Genomic DNA, 20867 nt, shown 5'->3' on the forward strand with positions numbered 1-20867 from the left:
TACCTGCTGTCTTCAATTTAGCTTAATCGTTAAAAATGGGCAGACTTCTCCCACATCAAGCTAAAACCATTTGAAGAACAGTTGATAAAGTCATTTTATCCTTTCACTCCTTTAACATTTGTTATATTAAGAGTATAAACTACTCTGTTATATTCTATTCTCTATTTTTTCTTTTGTTCCTTCTTCTCCTATAAAAAAAAGCCTCTTAACAGCAATTATACTAAAAACTGTTAAAAGACTTTTTCTATTTTTTCATATAAGGAGCTAATACTCTCAAAATTTCTTCCTTATCTTTCTTTAATTCAAGTGATGTTAACATATCCATCGTTCGTGGCCTAGGTAATTTCACTTGTACCTCCCCAACTATTGACGCTGGTCTTTGAGATAAAATAAATACGCGATCCGACAGCAAGATTGCCTCATCTAAGTCATGTGTAACCATAACGATTGTTTGCTTCTCTTGGTGCCAAGAGTTTAAAAGCCAACTGTGTACTTCCATTTTTGTAAAAGCATCTAATTTTCCAAAAGGCTCATCAAGTAGCATAATTGGCTTTTCACATAAATATGTGCGAAGGAAGCTAATTCTTTGACGCATTCCACCTGATAATTCATCTGGATAATGGTCTGCATATTCGTCTAACTCAAACTGCTTTAATGCTTCCATTCCCTCAGTTAACCTTTGTTTTTTCGGCTTTCCTTCAATTTCTAATGGAAGAACGATATTTTGCAAAGCTGATCGCCATGGCAGCAATAAATCCTGTTGCGGCATATAACTTACAGCATCTTGCTCTTGTACTTGCTTATCCTTATACGTTACATTCCCACTTGTTGGATTTTCAACATTTGCAATCATATTTAATAATGTGCTTTTCCCGCAACCACTGGGTCCTACAAAGGAAACGAATTCTCCCTCTCGTATAGAAGCACTAATATTTGCTAATACATTCTTTCCATCGAAAGATTTCACAATATCTTTTATTTGTAATCCACTCATTTTTCACTTGGAAGGAACTCATTTGTAAAGGCATCTTTCACATCAATTTTCTTCTTAATAACTTTGTTATCATATAAGAAATTCATGTAATTCGTCCAAACTTCTTCCTTCTGTACTCCCCATGCTTTTGCATCATCTTGATACTTCGTACTTAACCACTTTTGACTCTCTTGCACTAACTCTTTATTCACATCTGGAACAGCTTTAATTAAAATATCCGCTGCTTCTTTTGGTTCTTTAATTGCAAAATTATACCCTTCTGTCGTTGCATTCATAAACTTTTTCACAAAGTCTTTATCTTGCTTCGTATGTTTTTCACTTGTAATAATAACAGGGCTATAGAAATCGAGCGCTGGATCTAAGTCTTTCACCATAATTGTATTTAACTCTTTTCCTTGACGCTTTGCTTCAATACCATCCCAACCGTAATAAATCCATTCGAAATCAGCATCACGGCCAATTGATTTAAAGAAGTCTGTTTGTCCTAAAATGATTTTTTCGACTTTATTAAAATCAGCCTGATGTTTCTCCATAATTGTCTTCAACGTTGCTTCTTCTGCTGGTCCTCCCCAGCCTCCGTAACGTTTGCCTTCAAAATTTTTCGGTGAAGTCATGTTATCTTTCTTAAGTGACGCAAAAGCTGAAGTGTTATGCTGAATAATCGCCCCTACAGATACAACAGGAATACCTTCCACCCGAGCCAACGTTACATTTTCTTGTGCGCTTATTGCGAAGTCAGCTTTTCCTGAAGCTATCATTTGCTCTGCTGTTACATTGTCACCAGGCTGAATAATTTCTACATCTAAGCCTTGCTTTTTATAATAATCTTTCGCTTGCGCTACATATAAACCAGTATGATTCGTATTCGGGAACCAATCTAATACTACTTTTACTTTTTGATCTTTACTTGCACTTTCTTCTTTCTTCGCCGGATTACATCCAGCCACACCTACTGCTAATAAGGCAGCCAACATAACTTTTAAACCTTTTTTCATTTTCTGCCGTCCTTTCTATATATCCATGGTGCTGTTATTCTTGCCATAAACTCCACGATAAAATACAGACATAATGTCACCATAACAATAATTGCTGCAACACCAAATACCCGGGCAGTTAAAAAGGATTTTGTAGCCCTCGTAAGCATAACTCCTAACCCTTCGCTGGCACCGAGCCACTCTCCAATAATCGCTCCCATGACGCTATATGTAACTGCAATTTTCAAACCGGAGAAAAAGTATGGAAGCACTGCCGGAAACTTTACTTTCTGGTAAACTTGCCATTTCGTTGCCTTCATCGTTTGCAACAACTTCAACATATTTTTATCTACCGTTTGAAAACCTTCTAAAATACTAAGCGCAATCGGGAAGAAACAAACGAGTATTACTACCATTACTTTCGGTAGCATTCCATATCCAAACCAAATAATAAATAACGGTGCAAGTACAACGATTGGAATCGTTTGCGAAATAACAAGCAACGGATTTATTAAAATACGAAATAAAGGGATAACGTCCATAAGAATTGCAATACTTGTCCCAATTAAAATCGCAAAAAATAGTCCAATTATAACCTCTTGTAACGTTTGCATCGTATTCGGTAATAGTAAATCCTTCATTCCAATTAATTCTTGAACAATGGCAGAAGGCTTTGGTAAAATCCAAGGTTCAATTTTAAATAATGAAACAGATCCTTCCCATATTGCAATGAGAAGGATAAGCCAAATTGTTGTAATTATTTTAGATTGCTTCTGGTTTTGCATATTCATCACGGTACTTCCAAACTTTTTCATCTATCGTTACACCAGTGCTTGGACGGTAATGGATTTTAATAGAAGTAATCACTTCTTCAGCTCCAGCATCCACGCAAGCTTGTTGCGCACGTTTAACGACATCAAGAAGTACATCTAATTCTCCTTCCAGCGTTGTTTCCATTGCTCCTACTTCATAACGAACTCCCGATTGTTGTACAACTTCAATTGCTTTATCAACAACAGAATATACATCTTTTGTTTTTGCTTGTGGTACTACTGAAAATGACATTGTAACTTGTTGTGACATAATAATATCCCCCTTCTGAAATTAAATTTTAAAACAAGAAAAGGCTTTCCTACTACGTAGGAAAGCCTTGTATGCAAGTTATTATAGAATAACATATGCTACATCACTTTAAGTAACTCCCTACGCTGGCATTATCCAGATCAGGTTGAGGGTCGATGTTTGCTTACATCCTCTCAGCCAATTGGCTCCCCGGTCCTTAATTCGTTTTCATTGTAGCATGATTTATTTTATTGAACAAACAAAAGCATGTATAATCATTTCAGTTAACTCTTGAATTCTCCAATTAACTCTTGTAACTCCTGTGAAAGCCAGCTTAAAGAACTCGCTAATTCAGCAATATCTTGTACAGACATTTCCTGTTCTTTCATACTCGCTTCAATATTACTACTACTATTCGCATACATATTTGCGATATGTGATAGTTCATTTACAACACGAACAATATTTTCGCTATTTTGCAATATATCACTTGAATTGCTAGAAACAACTCTAACTTGATTTGTAACAGATTGTGCTGATTTTGAAATTTTTTCAAAGAAGGCACCACTACTTCGAACAAGTTTAATTCCAGATTCTACTTCTTTTGAAGCCTTTTGCATTGAAACAACAGCTTCTTCCGTTTCAGCTTGTGTTTCCCCTATTAATTTTGCTATATCTTTTGCTGATGCTTCCGTTTGCTCTGCTAATTTACGCACTTCATCAGCAACAACGGCAAATCCCCTTCTAGTTTCCTCAGCACGTGAGGATTCAATAGAAGCATTTAAAGCTAACGAATTAGTTTGGTTTGAAATACCTGTAATTACAGTTACAATATCATTAATTTCTTTTGATCTTGTTTCCAAAGAATAAATGATAGAAGATACATCCTGTACTGCATTTTGTATTATGTTCATTTGATTAATCGCCTGTTCAATAACACCATTTCCTTTTACTGAATGATGCTCCATACCTTCAGACTCTTCCGTCATTTGTTCTGCAGCATTTGTTATCTCTTCTATCCTATCTTCCATTTCATATACAATACCTAAATACTTTGGTACTGAAGTTTCTTGTGACTGAGTGCCCGCTCTTACCCCAACCATAGAACTTACGATTTCTTGAACTGCCATGCTATTCTCTTTCGTACTCACTGACAATTCTTTTGAAGATGAGGAAACCTGTTCGGCTGTCTGCTTCACTTTATCTACAATTCCTTTAAACTTCTCGATGGTATTATTAAAATACGCATTAATAATACCAATATCATCTGGTCTTTCTTCTAATTTAATACTCAAATCACCTTCACCGACTTTGCGCAACCCTTCACGTAAATCTCGCAATGGAGCAAGTGCGTTACGTACAATTAAGAATTGAATAACAGTTGCAATTAAAACAGAAATACAAATAAACATTAAACCTTGTATAATGAATTTTTCCTTTGTACTAGGAACAATAGAAGCATCTACATCGGCTGCAACAATTGCCACAATATTTCCGTCTCCATCTTTAATTGGCTCTAATATCGTTACCCATGATCCTAATAGATCTTCATATACTACTGTCATGTTTGCTTTTTTCGTGCTCATTACCTTATCGTATGCTTTCATCCAAAGATCTGGTTGTTTATAATATTCGCCCGGTCTTACTTCAACAACATTTGCTAAGTCTGTAGACAAGTCGACGATTAGTAACTCACCTTTTTCATTTTTTTTTGCTCCAACAATATACGTTTGTCCAACACTATTCAATTCTTCCGTTGCTTCATCTAATTTCTCTGTTAACTTCTCTCTCTTTTCTCTTTGTGCCACTGGGTCTTTTGTAACATCTCTCACTATCTCTTCGTCTAATTTATGTAATACCGTATCTCCTGTTTCAAAAGAATGCCTTTCAAATATAGACATCATACTATTTTGAAACATATTAAAACTTAACGCTCCCATAGTACCAACAAGCGTCAAAATAACTAACACAGTTAACAATACATTTTTTTGAAGAAACGACAACTTATGCCAATACTTTTTCATTAACATCACCCTTCTTAATTAACTTAATATAAAGTAAAACTATTAAAATATAAACCTCAATAAATGATAAAGATTCTCATTTGTTTACAAATAAAAAAAAGACCAATGAAAAGAGCATTGGTCAAGACCAACCCTATCCGTCCGGTAACTGGCTAGCATAGCCTTTCGGCCTTAGCTCCTGTAGTTTTGCGTCCTAATGTTTCCATCAGTTTGCCTTTCTCGCTGAACGAGTTGAACGATATGGGAGTTCTATGAGAATTAAATTATTCTCTACAAAAGATTACAACATTAAAATTAAAATGTCTACCTATTTAGAGATACAAATGTAAAATTTTAACGTATTATTTTTTCGAAATAATTTAACAAAGTACGTGAATGTTACATTTCTTGTGTTATATAATAAAAAATGTATATAACACAAGGATTGTTTTGAGTATTTATTTTAATTTTCATTTAAATTAAATTATTCGAATATATCTTAACTAATGAATTTCGGAGGTAGTTTATCATGTTTTGGCTACAATTTCTTACGTTACTACTCTGCATTTTTATTGGCGCACGTCTAGGCGGAGTTGGTCTAGGAGTAATGGGTGGCGTTGGTATGGCAATACTTGTTTTCGTCTTCCACTTACAACCTACAGCTCCTCCTATTGATGTCATGCTTATGATTTTAGCAGTAATTACAGCTGCTGGTGCACTCCAAGCCGCTGGAGGAATGGACTACCTTGTTCATCTGGCCGAGAAAGCATTACGAAAAAATCCAAAACGCATTACATTCTTTGCTCCAATTGTTACTTATTTATTTACACTTTGTGCAGGAACTGGTCACGTTGCTTATTCTGTACTTCCTGTCATCGCAGAAGTCTCTCGCGAATCCGGGATTAGACCGGAACGACCAATGTCAATTGCCGTAATCGCTTCCCAACAAGCAATTACAGCTAGTCCTATATCAGCTGCAACAGTTGCACTTCTAGCAATGTTAGCTGACTATAAAATCACCTTATTAGATATTTTAAAAGTAAGTATCCCTTCTACTTTCATCGCTTGTATGGTAGCTGCATTTGTTGCTAGCAAAATGGGGAAAGAATTAAATGAAGACCCTGAATACTTGAAACGATTAAAAGAAGGAATGATTCCTAAGATTGAAGAGAAAAAAGAATTTGTCGGTGTAAAAGGCGCTAAATTATCAGTTATCCTTTTCCTATTAGGAACTTTCCTTGTCGTACTTCTCGGTTCATTTGAAGCACTTCGTCCAGGATGGATAGTTGATGGGAAGTTAGCCCGTCTTTCCATGCCAAACACAATTGAAATGGTTATGTTAACGATTGCAGCTCTTATTATTATTTTCTGTAAACCAAATGTAGAAAGCATCGTGTCTGGTAACGTCTTTAAAGCGGGTGCAACAGCAGTTGTTGCTATTTTCGGGATTGCTTGGATGGGAGATACTTTCTTTAACGGAAACTTAAATATGATTCAAGGATCAATTCAGCACCTAGTAACAAGTGCACCATGGCTATTTGCCATCGCATTATTCACTCTATCTATTTTACTATATAGCCAAGCAGCAACAGTACGCGCTTTAATGCCTCTTGGATTATCACTCGGTATTCCACCAGCACTACTAATCGCTATGTTCCCTGCAGTAAATGGATACTTCTTCATTCCAAACTATGGAACAATCGTTGCTGCGATTAACTTTGATCGTACTGGTACAACAGGCATTGGTAAATATGTTTTAAATCACAGCTTTATGATTCCCGGCCTAATCGCAACATTCACTTCTATCGGAATTGGAATGCTCTTAATTTCAATTATGTTTTAAAGAAGAAGCACAAACCCACAATTTTAAAGGGTTTGTGCTTTTTTAATCAAACGTTTGTTTAAATATTTTTAACTGTCCATTCTGTTCTTTACTATGTGTGTACAGTTCCCTTTTCTACAAACTTTTATTTACTTCTTCAGCTAATTTCCTCGTACTTTCATAAGCAGATTCCGATAAACTAATAGCTGAAATACATGAAACACCGTCCGCACCCGCTTCTATAACCGAAGCTGTATTTTCAATTGTAATCCCACCAATACCAACAATCGGTATCCTAATTCCTTGTTCTCTAAAATGAGCTAAACCTTTCGTTCCTTGAACTGCTTTCGTATCTTTTTTTGTACTCGTTGGAAAAATCGGACCAACACCTAAATAATCAGCTCCGTTTTCAATTGCCCAGCTCGCTTCTTCAATTGTATGTGTAGATACACCGATAATTTTATCCCCCATTTTTTCACGAACAGTAGTAATTCCTTCATCATCTTGTCCAACATGCACGCCATCTGCATCTAATTCAATGGCTAATTCTACATCATCATTTACAATGAAAGGAACACCATATTCCTTACAAAGCGCCTGCAATTCCTTTGCAAAGCGCACTCTATCTTCTCCGATTAAAGCTCCTTCTCCCTTCTCACGAAACTGAAAAAGTGTCACTCCACCATCTAACGCTTCTTTCAATACAGCTAACGGATCCTTCGTACAGTTATTACTTCCCATAATAAAATACACTTGTAATAACTTAGACATTCTCTTTGCTTCAATGCGCATCATGTTTTTCATCCCCTTACTTTAACTCCTCAATCTTCCCATACTTCTCAATATCACCCGAAGTGGTATTCGCTAACTGATTTAAAAATTCAATTTGGAAACTACCAGGTCCCTTTTCCACCGTCTTAGTAGCTGCCAGTTCCGCAGCTACACCATAAAACGTTAATGCTGCTACTGCTGCCTTTACATAATCCTTTTCTACTGCTACAAATGCTCCTATTACAGAGGTTAGTAAACAACCAGTACCTGTAACTTTCGTTAAAATAGGGTGACCATTTCGAATAAGAATCGTTCGCTCTCTATCTGTAACAACATCTTCTTTTCCAGTAATCACCGCTACTGTATTTAATTCATCCGCTGCCTGCCTTGCAATACTTACGACATTGCCATTTCCAGCACCGGCGTCTACCCCTTTAATTTCCCAGCTCTCATTAATAACATTCGCTATTTCAGCTGCATTTCCGCGAATAATTGCTAACTCGATTTCGGCCGGAATATGTCTCGCAACTTCTGTTCGATACGATGTTGCTCCTGCACCAACTGGATCAAACAGTACTGGTACATTGTTCACATTTGCTGATTTACCCGCAAGTAACATCGCTTCTACTTCTTCAGGACGTAGTGTCCCCATATTTAATACTAACGCTCCAGCAATACTCGCCATTTCTGCCACTTCTTCTTTTGCATACGCCATTACAGGCGATGCTCCTAGCGCTAACAAACCGTTAGCTGTAAAATTTGTGACAACAACATTTGTAATATTATGAACGAGCGGATTAGATTCTCTCACCAAATCCACTACTTTACTAATTTCTTTCATATTCATCCTTTTCATCTCCTAACTATAGTGATGGGAGATACACAAAAAGGCACTTTGCGCGTACGCAAAGTGCCTGAACATGTGCTTTTACACTCTCCCTACGCTGGCATTATCCAACAGGTTCAAATGGTCAATGACGGATTAGTCATACTCTCAGTTTGCATCCACAAACTCCCATGTGTTTATTATTCATCTACTTCAAAGTCTACTCTTATTCTAATAAAATAACAAGTTCTTTACTTTTCTATTTAATATAGAAGCACCCTATAAAACAATAAGCATAATCAAGTGAAACTTTAATCAGTGGGTGTTTTGTTCATTCCACTAAAAACCGCTCAAATATGGAGCGAAACTGAATCTCAAGAAGATGTATGCTATAGTTAACGTATGGAATTTTGAAAGGATGTTTTAAATATGTCAAAAAGCGTTGTAATCGCTGAAAAACCTTCCGTTGCACGAGATATTGCGCGTGTACTTAAGTGCGATAAAAAAGGAAATGGTTATCTTGAAGGTAATAAATATATTGTAACTTGGGCTTTAGGTCATCTTGTTACATTAGCAGATCCAGAAAACTATGATGTGAAATATAAAAAGTGGAATTTAGAAGATTTACCGATGCTACCTGAGCGTTTGAAATTAACGGTTATTAAACAAACAGGAAAACAATTTAATGCTGTAAAAAGTCAGCTTCTTAGAAAAGATGTAAATGAAATTATTGTAGCAACAGACGCTGGGCGTGAAGGAGAATTGGTCGCTCGTTGGATTATTGATAAGGTTCGAGTTAACAAACCAATCAAACGTCTATGGATTTCATCCGTTACTGACAAAGCAATTAAAGATGGTTTTGCAAATTTAAAACCAGGTAAGGCATATGACAATTTATATGCTTCAGCAGTTGCGCGTTCAGAAGCTGACTGGTATATCGGTCTTAATGCGACTCGAGCTTTAACGACTCGCTTTAATGCCCAGCTGAATTGCGGCCGTGTACAAACACCTACTGTCGCTATGATCGCTAATCGTGAAGATGAAATAAAGAACTTCAAAGCTCAAACTTACTACGGCATTGAAGCTCAAACAACAAATCAACTAAAACTAACGTGGCAAGATGCAAATGACAATAGCCGTAGTTTTAATAAAGAAAAAATTGATAGCATCGTAAAAGTTTTAGATAAACAAAATGCCACTGTTATAGAAATTGATAAAAAACAAAAGAAGTCATTCTCTCCTGGTCTTTACGATTTAACTGAATTACAACGTGATGCAAATAAAAAGTTCGGTTACTCTGCGAAAGAAACATTAAACATTATGCAGAAATTGTATGAGCAACATAAAGTGTTAACGTACCCTCGTACAGATTCACGCTATATTTCATCTGATATCGTTGGAACACTTCCAGAACGTCTAAAAGCATGTGGTGTCGGAGAATATCGTCCTTTAGCACATAAAGTATTACAAAAGCCTATCAAGGCTAATAAATCATTTGTTGATGATAGTAAAGTAAGCGATCATCACGCAATTATTCCAACAGAAGGATACGTTAACTTCTCAGCCTTCACAGATAAAGAACGCAAAATTTATGATTTAGTTGTAAAACGTTTCTTAGCTGTTTTATTCCCAGCATTCGAATACGAACAACTAACATTACGCACAAAAGTCGGCAATGAAACGTTCATTGCACGCGGAAAAACTATTCTACATGCCGGTTGGAAAGAAGTATACGAAAATCGCTTTGAAGATGATGATGTGACTGATGACGTAAAAGAGCAACTTTTACCTCGCATTGAAAAAGGCGATACATTAACTGTAAAGTTAATTATGCAAACATCCGGTCAAACGAAAGCACCTGCACGTTTTAACGAGGCGACTTTACTTTCAGCAATGGAAAATCCTACAAAATATATGGATACGCAAAATAAACAACTTGCTGATACGTTAAAATCAACTGGTGGATTAGGTACTGTAGCAACACGAGCTGATATTATCGACAAGCTATTCAATTCGTTCTTAATTGAAAAACGTGGTAAAGATATTCACATTACTTCAAAAGGCCGTCAGTTACTTGATTTAGTGCCAGAAGAGTTAAAATCACCTACACTAACTGGTGAGTGGGAACAAAAGCTAGAGGCAATTGCAAAGGGTAAACTGAAAAAAGAAGTATTCATTTCAGAAATGAAGAACTATACGAAAGAAATTGTTTCTGAAATTAAATCGAGTGATAAAAAATATAAACATGACAACATTTCAACAAAGTCTTGTCCAGACTGTGGTAAACCAATGCTAGAGGTAAACGGCAAAAAAGGAAAAATGCTCGTTTGCCAAGACCGTGAATGTGGTCATCGTAAAAATGTATCTCGTACAACAAACGCTCGTTGTCCTCAGTGTAAGAAAAAATTAGAATTACGTGGTGAAGGTGCTGGACAAATCTTCGCATGTAAATGTGGCTATCGTGAGAAATTATCGACATTCCAAGAGAGACGTAAAAAGGAATCTGGAAACAAAGCTGCTAAGCGCGACGTTCAAAAATATATGAAACAACAGAACAAAGAAGAAGAACCATTAAACAATCCATTTGCAGAAGCATTAAAGAAATTAAAATTTGATTAAACAAAAAGGTTCCTACCTCTATCGGTAGGAACCTTTTATTTTAGTGAATGATTTTACTTCCTTTTGCGTTCTCAACAAACTTTTCACTCGATTTGTTAATTGGTGTTTTCAGTAATAACGCAGCAACAATCATAACTACTACGAAAGCACTTAACACAAGTAAATCTCGCGTTACGATATCCCAAAGCATCCCGCCTACTGTTTCACGAATTGCACTAATTGCGTATGTGAACGGTAAGAATGGATAAATTGCTTGGAAGAACGCTGGTGTCATTTGAATTGGGAATGTTCCCCCCGATCCTGCTACTTGCAGTACAAGTAAAATGATCGCCATCGATTTCCCTACGTTTCCGAAAATAGAAACGAGTGAGTATACGATACAAACGAAGACTCCACCAATAAATAAACTAAATAATACAAACCAGAACTTATCGACTACGTACGTACCGAGTAAGAATATATCTCCCATCGATACGATAAACGCTTGTGAAAGACCTATCGTTAAGAATGTCAATAAACGTCCGAAGTAAATTTCATGGCTCTTATAATTCGCGCCCTCTTCATGTACTTCTACTGTTAATAATGAAACCATTAATAATGCGCCTACCCATAATGCAAGCACCGTATAGAATGGTGACATTGCTGAACCGTAGTTCGGCATCGCAAATAATTTATTCTCTTTTAAATTTACTGGATTCGCAAAGTAATCACTTTGCTTCTCAACATCATTTTTCAATAAACGGATGATGTCTTTTAAATCCTCTTCAGATTCAAAATCACGAATTTTATCTGCTAATTCTTTAATCTTTTTCTCAGTAGCTGGCATTTCAGCTTTAATATCTGCTAATTTCTTTTTACCGTCTACTAAGCCTTTTGATGAATCTTCTAGTAACTTTTTAACATCTGGAAGCTTTTTGTCTGCTTCTTTTAAAATTTGAGATGTGTTTTTAGACATCTCTTTTGTACGAGCAATAGCTGCATTGAAATTTGGAGTGATTTCAGAATCATATTTAGCCAAAATATCGCCTATTTGTGCTGAAACATTTTTAGACACTTCATTAATACTCTCAATGACATCTGCTGCTGGTTTTTGACCTTTATTAATAGCGTCAATTCCTTTATCAGTTAAATCGATTCCTTTTTGAAGACCATCTTTTATTTTATTCACTTTAGAAATCATGTTATTCGTGTTCTTATCACTATTTACATCTGCTAAAACTTTATTTGTACTTTCCAGAACTGGAATCATGTCGTTAAATAAATTCCATGCTGCTTTGAACTGTCCATTTAAATCATTTAAGGCTACTTTTGTAGAGTCTAATCCATTAACACCTGCGTTGCTTAAGTCTTCTCTTGCTTTTCCAAGTTCTGTTTTTAATCTGCTGTAATCACTTACAGCCTTATCGTACTTTTCTCTACCATTGTCTAATGCCTCATTGGTTTGATTTACTAACTCATTCGCTTTTTTTATATCTTGATTTAAATTACCTCTAAGTTGTTGCGCATCTTCTTTTACACCTTCAGCCTTATCTTTCAATTGCTCGGCTGTACTTACTGCTTTTTCAAAATCAGTTACGAATGTTGCATTATAATCTGCTTCTGCTTGATTTACCAAGTTATTTATTGCATCTAATTTTTTATTAGTAGCATCTCTTACATCTTTTTTCACTTCTTGCCCTGTACCAATAATATTGGCAATATCTTTAACGCCACCATTTGCATTTTCGATAGCTGATTTAAGGTTTGTTAATCTTTCTATTCTCTTTTGGAAGAATTCTTTTCCAAAATCAGTTGATGCCGACTCTTTAAATTTAGTAAAGACATCAATTACATATGAAACACTATCCGCACGTCCTTGCAACGTCTCAGAAACATTATTAAGATCTTGTTTCGCTTTTTCCGGATCAAAATTACCATTTTGCAACCCGTTTATAACACCTTGTGCGTAAGTTGTTCCAACACGTATTGAGCTGAAAACATTATTTACAGTTTGATCAATATTTTTAGCAATATTCTTATACCCATCACCATTCACTTGCGGTAACGCTGGAATTTCTGGTATTTGCGGTATTTGTGGAAGAGTTATATTAGGTAACACTGGGAATTTAGCTGGATCTGGAAGTGTCAGATTAAAATCAAATGAAGGATTTTTTAAGTAATCTGTAATTTTCGCTGCAGCATCCAAGCCCTGCTTCGTTACAATTAAATTATTCTTAATAGTTCCCGGAGCACGATTCAATGTTTCATCATTTCTCGCAAAGAATTTATCTAAATTCCCTAACGCTTCTTGCCCATCATTCATAACACTTTCTACAACCGGTAACTCTTTTTGTGCTACCTTCACAACATCCTCTGCTCGAGTCGCATCATCTAACGCCTTATCCATCAATGTATTCATTTCTGGGAACTGCGCTTCTAACTTAAATACAAGATCCTTTACCTTCTCAATACTCGGTAAGTTTGTTTCTAAATCGATTCCAAGATCATTAAAAACTTTAAAAATCTCACCATTTGCTGTTTTAACAAAGTTTTTACTAATTTCTTCTGTAATACCTGATGCACCTTTTGCTGTAATTTTTGGTGCAATTGCATTTACTTTTTCATTTACATAGTAATCCAGTTCTGGTTTCTGTGGATTTTCATCCAGAACAGTTGCAATCTTTTCAGAGAAATCTTTTGGAATTGTAATACTTGCATAATAATCCCCGCGCTCAACTCCGTAAATTGCTTGTTTTTCGTCTACAAATTTCCACCCAAGATTTTTGTTTTTCTTAAGAGAATCTACAATCTCGTCACCAATATTGATGTCTTTTCCTCTTAAATTAGAGCCAGCATCTTGGTTAGAAACTGCAATGGGAACCTCTTTTGTATTTCCGTACGGATCCCAGGAAGCTTTAATGTTAAACCATGCATATAACGATGGTAAAATCATTAATCCTACAACAATAACAATTGCAGCCCAATGTTTAGCTACATTCCGTAAATCTGTCTTATAAATACGCCAAATTTGTTTCATAGAAGTTATCACCTAATTATATATTTTTCCTTCTTTAGAAAATGATACATACATTTTGCAATTATATCACTTTCTACATCGTGGATTAACCAAAAACGAACTATTTTTTCCCATTAACTTTGACTTACTACATTATATAACGAAGTCAGTCAAAGTATGAATACAAAATGACCAAATCGGTTTTACATTCAATAATAACAAATATATAGGAAATGTCATAAAAAATACAAGTATTTTCTCTTGGAAATACTTGTATTGCTAAAAAAAATCCTCACAGTTTTTCATCATCTGTGAGGATTTCTTCTATTATATATCTACTTGTACTTCTACACCGAAATGGTCTGAAATCACCTTTCGGTTTGTACCATTAAAAATAACTTTTGAAGAACGAACTTTTTCACTTCGGTTACACAATATTAGATCGATTCGTAAATTATGTTTATTTTCATCCCAACCAGCAATCTCACCTTGGACAGTCGTTCCTTTATCCTTCTCTATTGCTAGTTCATATGTGTCGTACAAACCTTTTTGCATCATATATTCATAACCTTCGCCTTGCAAACGGGCGTTATTATTAAAATCACCCATTAAGAAGGATAGTTCATTGCTATCTATACGCTCCATCAAACGATTAACTTGACCTTTGAATGATTCTTCTTCATCATTCCACCAACCGAGGTGGCAAGAGTAAAATGTGATGTTCTTACCATTATAAGCAATTGTTGCACTTACAATTTTGCGCGTTTTCCAATACGTTGTATCCTTATTTTCTGAAATAAAGAACGTATCTTCTTTTACAACATTATGTTTCGTTACAATCGCTAATCCTTCTTCATACACATCATAACCAATATGAGAGAAATCCCAAGTAATATTGTAATCTTTTACATGTAACGCTTTTAACTCTTCTAATAGTAAAAGTCCAAAATTATCTTTCTTCTTGTTACCGCATACATTTTTAGCCCCTATCGACTGACTTACTTCTTGCAATGCGATGACATCATACTCTTCTTCTTGAATGACTTTAGCAAGATATTTTATCTTTTCTATTTGATTTTCTTCTTGCCAAGAGTGACAGTTTAAAGTTAGCAATTTCATATTATTACGCACCTAACATATCTTGAATGTCTGACTTTAATACGTCAGCTTTCGGACCATATACTGCTTGTACACCTTTATCTTTTACGATCAGTCCTAAAGCACCATTTTGTTTCCACTGTGCTTCTGGTGCAACAACAGCTAAGTCTTTTACTGTTACACGTAAACGTGTCATACAAGCATCTACGTCAGCAATATTTTCTTTTCCACCTAATAAATCAATAACTTTTGTTGCTAATGAACCATCCTGTACATTTCCTGTTCCTTCTGATGACTCATCTTCATTATCAATATAGTTACCAGCACGTCCTGGTGTTGGTAAGTTGAACTTTTTAATTAAGAAATTGAATAATGTAAAGTTCAGACCGAAGAATACTAATGAAACGATAACGAAATTGATTAAATCTCTAGTTAGTCCTGCATTAACCATCATCGGTGTACGAGTAATTAATTCAATAAATCCAAATGCGTGAACACGTAAGTTAATTAAATCCGCTAATGCGAATGCAAGTCCTGTTGTAATTGCATATACAACATATAATACTGGAGCAATAAACATGAACATGAATTCAATTGGTTCTGTTACACCTGTTAAGAATACTGCTAATGCTGCTGATAAGAACATTGGTTTATATTTTGCACGTTTTTCTTTATCAACATTACGGAACATCGCGAATGCAATACCCATTAACGCTGCTGTTGAACCGATAACTTGTCCTGCTTTGAATCGAGCTGGTACAACGTTATTTAATAAATCGTTATATGCTTTTGTATCTCCATTTGCTAATAAGTTATTTAAATCTGTAATCCATGCAAGCCATAAAGGATCTTGTCCTGCTACAACTTGTCCAATTTTTGAGCCAGTTAACATCGTATATGTTCCACCTAGCTCTGTGTAGTTCATCGGAATCGTTAACATATGGTGTAAACCGAATGGTAATAGTAAACGCTCTAACGTTCCATATACAAATGGTGCAACAACTGGTGCACTATCCTTTGAAGCTGCAATCCAGCGACCAAATTCATTTAACCCACTTTGGATGAATGGCCATAAAAGTGATAATACAATTGCAGTGACTGTAGACCAAACAATTACAACGAATGGTACGAATCGTTTTCCGTTAAAGAATGCTAATGCCTGTGGCAGTTTGTTATAGTTATAGTATTTGTTATATAAAGTAGCTCCTAAGAAACCAGTGATAATCCCTACGAAAACTCCCATGTTTAATGCTGGTGCACCAAGTACAGAAGTAAAGTAATCTTTTACAATTAAATCCCCTGCTAATACTGAAGAAACTTTCGCTTTTGAATCCGCTAACATTTCAGCGTTTACGCCAAATATAGCTCCCGTAATTCTGTTTGTTAAGACGAATGCTAATAGCGCTGCAAATGCACCACCCGCGCGATCTTTCGCCCAAGATCCCCCAATTGCTACTGCGAATAAGATGTGTAGATTTGTAATAATCGCCCAACCGATGTCTTCCATTACGCGAGCGATTGTATGAACTGCGTTAATATCCCCAGCAGACATCCCAATCAACTTACCGATAGAAATCATTAAACCAGCTGCTGGCATTACAGCTACAACAACTAATAATGCTTTCCCGAACTTTTGCCAAAAATCAAAAGACGTAATTTTCATCTGTTCTTCCTCCCCTTTATTTATAACAAAATAATGATTTAAATTATAATTTCTGTTTCCTTTATGAAAACGATTCCTTACGTTACTTTATTTTTATCTTTACGCAACCGTTTTCATAAATCTATTTTAATAAAAGCGTTTTCACTTTGCAATAGAAATTTATTTTTTTTCATAAAAAAAGATGCTCTAAGAGCATCCTTTTTTATTATGAAATGCGATAAACCCTTGTTTCATAAGGCTTTAACGTGATTGTAGTTACTTGTTCATGTTCCGCAACTTCATAGTTATTTAAAAGCAAACGTTTGCGTTCTAGTGCGAATGAATCCTCATTATATACAGCTTCTTCTTTTGAAATATTACTCATTACAACGATTTTTTCATCGTTTAATGTACGAGTATATGCATAAATTTGCGGATCATCTTCTAAAAGCAAATCGTACGTACCATAATTCAGTACATCGTGCTCTTTTTTCAAGGCAATCATTTTTTTATAGAAATTGAAAATAGAGTTCTCTTCACTCTTTTGCTTTTCAACATTAATTTCTTTATAGCTTGGATTCATACCAAACCAAGGTGCACCTGCTGTTGTGAAGCCAGCATTCATCTCATCACTCCACTGCATAGGTGTACGTGAATTATCGCGGCAAGAAGCCCATATAATTTCCATCATATCTTGATGTGATACGCCCTCTGCAATTTTCTCGCGATATAAATTTTTAATTGCTACATCATCGTAATCTTCAATATTTGGGAATTGAACATTTGTCATCCCAATTTCTTGTCCTTGGTAAATGAATGGTGTACCGTGCATAAAGAAATACATTGCCCCTAGAGCTGTTGCACTTTCACGCCAATACTGTTTATCATCTCCCCAAGTTGAAACGATACGTGGCTTATCGTGATTCTCAATATATAAAGCATTCCATCCTTTATTTTCTAGACCTTTTTGCCATTTCGTTAATACTTTTTTCAGTCCTACAACATCAAGATCTTTCTTCTTTTCTGCATCCCATAAGCTTAAATGTTCGAATTGGAATACCATATTGAACTTGCCTTGCTCTTCTCCAACCCAAAGCTCAGCATCTTCAATCTTAACGCCATTCGCTTCACCAACAGTCATAATATCGTACTTAGAAAATGTATTTTCTTTTAACTCTTCTAATAAAGGTTGAATACCATCCACATTCATATGTTTATCAAAAGATGGTACATACTTCAGTTCTTTGGGATTTGGCATATCTTTGAAACCATCTTCTTTTTTAATATGGCTGATTGCATCCACGCGGAAACCATCAATTCCTTTATCAAGCCACCAATTAACTGTATCGTATAACACTTCGCGAACTTCTTTATTCTCCCAGTTTAAATCTGGTTGTTTACGCGAGAATAAGTGTAAATAATATTGTCCTGATACTTCATCATATTCCCATGCCGAACCGTTAAAAATACTTTCCCAGTTGTTTGGTTCCGCACCATCTTTACCATCATGCCAAATATACCAATCACGCTTCGGATTGTCTTTAGATGAACGAGACTCAATAAACCACGGATGTTCATCACTTGTATGATTAATAACTAAATCAATAATAAGCTTCATATCACGCTTATGAACTTCATCTAGTAAAGCATCAAAGTCTTCCATCGTACCAAACTCATCCATGATATCTTGATAATCACTAATGTCATAACCATTATCATCATTAGGTGACTTATACATTGGGCAAATCCAAATTACATCTATACCTAAATCTTTTAAATAATCCAGTTTCGCAATAATACCTTGTAAATCTCCAATACCATCGCCATTTGAATCCATAAAGCTACGTGGATAAATTTGATAAGCAACCGCTTCTTTCCACCATGTCTTATTCATAGTCATTCTCTCCTTTTGCATCCCATCAGAATTTTTATGCAAACGTTTTCGTAACACTATCATAACAAAATATGAATAGTTTGCAACTGTTTTCATTGAACTCTATGTAGTTTCTTTATTCTTATGCTTTATTTATTTCTCACAAAGGCAAATCTCATTCCTCACCTACTCTTGACCACGCACGTTACATACGCTTTTCATACATTAATAAAAAGAACTGCTGATTTTAGAAGGTATCGATAAATTCAAACAAACAAAATTAACAGGTCGTAACATTGTTCTCTCAGACCCTGACTATGACGTATCCCAAATGAATTTAAATTTAAGGATTCCAAAACTCCCTTGTTTTATTGCTTTTTGTCAAAATAAAAATGATATCTGTAACACTTTAAAAGGAGCAAGCGAACGTCACATACCATTTCGGTTAAGAAGCGGACATCATAGTTACGAAAATTTTTCTCTTTTGTATCCCTCCTTTTCATACGTAAAAAGGGTATAAAATAAAAAATCATCCAATATGCCATTGCCTCGTAGCATGTTGGATGATTCAAGTTGATTTTCTATATCGTTTCAAATTATTGCTCCTACTCATAAACTTTTACTTGCTGATTAATTGTATTTCGTATCATTTTCATGCAATGAATGTAATTTAATATTTGGAACTTTATCTTTTTCAATACTGCTATTATAAGCAACAGGAATTTGAAATTCGAATTGCTTTGTCTCGTGTTTTTGTAAATAGACTGGTTTCGGTACTGGATAACTTTTTGAATTCTCGTTTGCATTATCATATAAAACAACTTTTAATGCTTGTGAATGATTACGATAATTTTTTAAAGTAACGATGCACTTTCGTTCGATATGCTCTCCATTTTTCTCCATTCTACACTGGTTATCATCTTTTTTATATTCTATTGCTTCTACCCCTGTTTTTCCTGCGTAGTACCATGTTTTATTCAATGTCTGGAGGATGTTATTTAAAATAAACGGCATCATTAAAATCAAAATACTAATGCCTACTACTTTTATCTTATTCATTTTTCTAAATGTATTAGATTCCTTTTTCCCTAGCCATTTTACAAATAATATAAATGCGATTACATGTAGTACGAAAGAAACAATCAATATATTTGAAACTTTATAATTCATATAAATATACGTATGTATCGGAACCTTATAGAGATTAAATAGCTTTTCCCCTATTAATTCATTATCATTTGGAATCTTTAATAATAACAAAACCCCTATACTGTAAAAAATAGCTACTAATCGATCATACTCAATTCGGACCATTCTTTCTCCCCTTCCCTTTGCTTTTTTATTATCGATTTTAGCTATTATTACTATACTATACAATCTTTTTATAGAGGATAACGTAAAAAAGTTCCTTATAAATATATAAAGAACCTTATTAATATACAATATGAATTAAAAAATCAATCTGCAATTTTCACATAGAGATTTCCTCAAAATATGTTGGATTATGTATTGTAATTTTTTTATCTAGAATTGTAACAATACTATCATTTTTTAATTGTTTTAATACGCTACTAACCGTCTCTCGAGACGTACCAGATATTTTCGATATTTCAATTGTTGTAAGTGGGCAAGAAATTACAATCGTTTCGCCACTCTGTTCTCCTAAATCCTGCATTAAATAATTTAATGTTTGAATGACCCGATCTTGTGCATTAGGAATTGTAATATTCTGTACTCGATTTTCGTTTAGCTTTAATATCGATGATAATTGCTGAACAACATACATTAATTGTGTCCTACTAGATTTCACCATATCTTCGAAAATTACTGTCGGAATATAATAGACCTCTACATCTGTCATCGCTTCTGCCGTATAGTTATATCCTCTGTCTGTAAACATACCACCATAAGGAAAAATAGAATACCTCTTTACATAGTCATCATATAATAAATTCCCACTTTGATTTACCCGCTCTAACTTTACAAATCCATCTAACATGAAGTAAATTCTTTCTCTTGAATCCCCTTCTAAAAATAAAAATTGACCCTTTTTATAAGTTCGCCAATAGACAAACTCCGTCAAACCTTTCAATTTCTTTTCTGTTAAATGAGCAAATAATTCAAACTGCTTTAAATCTTTAACTACGTTCCGTCTATTCATAAAATTCCCTCTCTCTTGCTGTATGTT

At 35.0% G+C, this 20867-nt stretch carries 15 protein-coding genes, 1 pseudogene and 3 riboswitches; of the genes and pseudogenes, 3 read left to right on the forward strand and 13 right to left on the reverse strand.

Annotated features, from left to right (window positions below):
- Positions 1-244: 244 nt before the first annotated feature.
- The 5 genes from ACYVEC_RS03715 to ACYVEC_RS03735 all read right to left on the reverse strand — a co-directional run bounded on the left by ACYVEC_RS03715 (position 245) and on the right by ACYVEC_RS03735 (position 5054).
- Positions 245-994: an ABC transporter ATP-binding protein gene (locus tag ACYVEC_RS03715; RefSeq protein WP_063221632.1), complete on the reverse strand. Its 750-nt coding sequence runs from the start codon at positions 992-994 to the stop codon at positions 245-247.
- Positions 991-1989 (reverse strand): ABC transporter substrate-binding protein, encoded by a 999-nt coding sequence (locus ACYVEC_RS03720; RefSeq protein WP_063221631.1) that lies wholly within the window; start codon positions 1987-1989, stop codon positions 991-993. Before ACYVEC_RS03720 ends, ACYVEC_RS03715 begins: the two co-directional genes overlap by 4 nt.
- Positions 1986-2759 carry an ABC transporter permease gene (locus tag ACYVEC_RS03725; RefSeq protein WP_001057157.1) on the reverse strand — a complete coding sequence of 258 codons (774 nt, stop codon included), beginning with the start codon at positions 2757-2759 and terminating at the stop codon, positions 1986-1988. The genes ACYVEC_RS03720 and ACYVEC_RS03725 overlap by 4 nt, the downstream gene beginning before the upstream one ends.
- Positions 2731-3051 carry an MTH1187 family thiamine-binding protein gene (locus ACYVEC_RS03730; protein WP_000082906.1) on the reverse strand — a complete coding sequence of 107 codons (321 nt, stop codon included), beginning with the start codon at positions 3049-3051 and terminating at the stop codon, positions 2731-2733. Before ACYVEC_RS03730 ends, ACYVEC_RS03725 begins: the two co-directional genes overlap by 29 nt.
- A gap of 100 nt (positions 3052-3151) precedes the next feature.
- Positions 3152-3253, reverse strand: a riboswitch (TPP riboswitch).
- 61 nt (positions 3254-3314) lie between these two features.
- Complete coding sequence (locus ACYVEC_RS03735; RefSeq protein ID WP_063221630.1) at positions 3315-5054, reverse strand: methyl-accepting chemotaxis protein; 1740 nt, start codon at positions 5052-5054, stop codon at positions 3315-3317.
- A gap of 140 nt (positions 5055-5194) precedes the next feature.
- Positions 5195-5279, reverse strand: a riboswitch (cyclic di-GMP riboswitch).
- A gap of 283 nt (positions 5280-5562) precedes the next feature.
- Between ACYVEC_RS03735 and ACYVEC_RS03740 the strand changes: the two genes are divergently transcribed.
- Positions 5563-6876 (forward strand): anaerobic C4-dicarboxylate transporter family protein, encoded by a 1314-nt coding sequence (locus tag ACYVEC_RS03740; RefSeq protein WP_460505669.1) that lies wholly within the window; start codon positions 5563-5565, stop codon positions 6874-6876.
- 114 nt (positions 6877-6990) lie between these two features.
- On the opposite strand, the gene thiE is transcribed toward ACYVEC_RS03740, so the two are convergent.
- Together thiE and thiM are read right to left on the reverse strand one after the other, a co-directional pair.
- Positions 6991-7650, reverse strand: a complete 660-nt coding sequence (gene thiE / locus ACYVEC_RS03745; RefSeq protein ID WP_063221628.1) for a thiamine phosphate synthase — start codon at positions 7648-7650, stop codon at positions 6991-6993.
- 13 nt (positions 7651-7663) lie between these two features.
- Positions 7664-8473: a hydroxyethylthiazole kinase gene (thiM, locus tag ACYVEC_RS03750; protein ID WP_063221627.1), complete on the reverse strand. Its 810-nt coding sequence runs from the start codon at positions 8471-8473 to the stop codon at positions 7664-7666.
- A 72-nt stretch (positions 8474-8545) separates the two neighbouring features.
- Positions 8546-8655, reverse strand: a riboswitch (TPP riboswitch).
- Positions 8656-8881: 226 nt separating this feature from the next.
- Between thiM and topB the strand changes: the two genes are divergently transcribed.
- Positions 8882-11071 (forward strand): DNA topoisomerase III, encoded by a 2190-nt coding sequence (topB, locus tag ACYVEC_RS03755; RefSeq protein ID WP_460505672.1) that lies wholly within the window; start codon positions 8882-8884, stop codon positions 11069-11071.
- A gap of 40 nt (positions 11072-11111) precedes the next feature.
- Here the strand turns inward: topB and ACYVEC_RS03760 are convergent, their stop codons facing one another.
- The 4 genes from ACYVEC_RS03760 to ACYVEC_RS03775 all read right to left on the reverse strand — a co-directional run bounded on the left by ACYVEC_RS03760 (position 11112) and on the right by ACYVEC_RS03775 (position 18700).
- Entirely contained in the window at positions 11112-14087 is a 2976-nt protein-coding gene (locus ACYVEC_RS03760; RefSeq protein WP_460505674.1) for a YhgE/Pip family protein, read from the reverse strand.
- Positions 14088-14393: 306 nt separating this feature from the next.
- Positions 14394-15185, reverse strand: coding sequence for an endonuclease/exonuclease/phosphatase family protein (locus ACYVEC_RS03765; protein WP_460505676.1), 792 nt, complete (start codon positions 15183-15185; stop codon positions 14394-14396).
- Positions 15186-15189: 4 nt separating this feature from the next.
- Entirely contained in the window at positions 15190-16827 is a 1638-nt protein-coding gene (locus ACYVEC_RS03770) for a PTS transporter subunit IIBC (RefSeq protein WP_098347013.1), read from the reverse strand.
- Positions 16828-17032: 205 nt separating this feature from the next.
- Positions 17033-18700 (reverse strand): glycoside hydrolase family 13 protein, encoded by a 1668-nt coding sequence (locus ACYVEC_RS03775; RefSeq protein WP_460505679.1) that lies wholly within the window; start codon positions 18698-18700, stop codon positions 17033-17035.
- 235 nt (positions 18701-18935) lie between these two features.
- On the opposite strand from ACYVEC_RS03775, the pseudogene ACYVEC_RS03780 reads away from it, so the two are divergent.
- Positions 18936-19166 (forward strand): annotated as a pseudogene (locus tag ACYVEC_RS03780) (FAD-binding oxidoreductase); the annotation flags it as partial.
- A 143-nt stretch (positions 19167-19309) separates the two neighbouring features.
- On the opposite strand, the gene ACYVEC_RS03785 reads toward ACYVEC_RS03780, so the two are convergent.
- Both ACYVEC_RS03785 and ACYVEC_RS03790 read right to left on the reverse strand, forming a co-directional pair.
- Positions 19310-19993 (reverse strand): ABC transporter permease, encoded by a 684-nt coding sequence (locus ACYVEC_RS03785; RefSeq protein WP_098555151.1) that lies wholly within the window; start codon positions 19991-19993, stop codon positions 19310-19312.
- A 157-nt stretch (positions 19994-20150) separates the two neighbouring features.
- Complete coding sequence (locus ACYVEC_RS03790; protein WP_001081912.1) at positions 20151-20840, reverse strand: Crp/Fnr family transcriptional regulator; 690 nt, start codon at positions 20838-20840, stop codon at positions 20151-20153.
- Positions 20841-20867: the final 27 nt, after the last annotated feature.

It is taken from the genome of Bacillus sp. MN7755 (assembly GCF_054771475.1).

Coding starts and splice junctions, on each gene's coding strand:
- ACYVEC_RS03765 (WP_460505676.1), bottom strand. CDS start 15,185: ATGAAATTGCTAACTTTAAACTGTCACTCTTGGCAAGAAGAAAATCAA.
- ACYVEC_RS03735 (WP_063221630.1), bottom strand. CDS start 5,054: ATGAAAAAGTATTGGCATAAGTTGTCGTTTCTTCAAAAAAATGTATTG.
- thiE (WP_063221628.1), bottom strand. CDS start 7,650: ATGATGCGCATTGAAGCAAAGAGAATGTCTAAGTTATTACAAGTGTAT.
- ACYVEC_RS03760 (WP_460505674.1), bottom strand. CDS start 14,087: ATGAAACAAATTTGGCGTATTTATAAGACAGATTTACGGAATGTAGCT.
- ACYVEC_RS03715 (WP_063221632.1), bottom strand. CDS start 994: ATGAGTGGATTACAAATAAAAGATATTGTGAAATCTTTCGATGGAAAG.
- ACYVEC_RS03730 (WP_000082906.1), bottom strand. CDS start 3,051: ATGTCACAACAAGTTACAATGTCATTTTCAGTAGTACCACAAGCAAAA.
- ACYVEC_RS03785 (WP_098555151.1), bottom strand. CDS start 19,993: ATGGTCCGAATTGAGTATGATCGATTAGTAGCTATTTTTTACAGTATA.
- ACYVEC_RS03790 (WP_001081912.1), bottom strand. CDS start 20,840: ATGAATAGACGGAACGTAGTTAAAGATTTAAAGCAGTTTGAATTATTT.
- topB (WP_460505672.1), top strand. CDS start 8,882: ATGTCAAAAAGCGTTGTAATCGCTGAAAAACCTTCCGTTGCACGAGAT.
- ACYVEC_RS03775 (WP_460505679.1), bottom strand. CDS start 18,700: ATGAATAAGACATGGTGGAAAGAAGCGGTTGCTTATCAAATTTATCCA.
- ACYVEC_RS03720 (WP_063221631.1), bottom strand. CDS start 1,989: ATGAAAAAAGGTTTAAAAGTTATGTTGGCTGCCTTATTAGCAGTAGGT.
- ACYVEC_RS03740 (WP_460505669.1), top strand. CDS start 5,563: ATGTTTTGGCTACAATTTCTTACGTTACTACTCTGCATTTTTATTGGC.
- thiM (WP_063221627.1), bottom strand. CDS start 8,473: ATGAATATGAAAGAAATTAGTAAAGTAGTGGATTTGGTGAGAGAATCT.
- ACYVEC_RS03770 (WP_098347013.1), bottom strand. CDS start 16,827: ATGAAAATTACGTCTTTTGATTTTTGGCAAAAGTTCGGGAAAGCATTA.
- ACYVEC_RS03725 (WP_001057157.1), bottom strand. CDS start 2,759: ATGAATATGCAAAACCAGAAGCAATCTAAAATAATTACAACAATTTGG.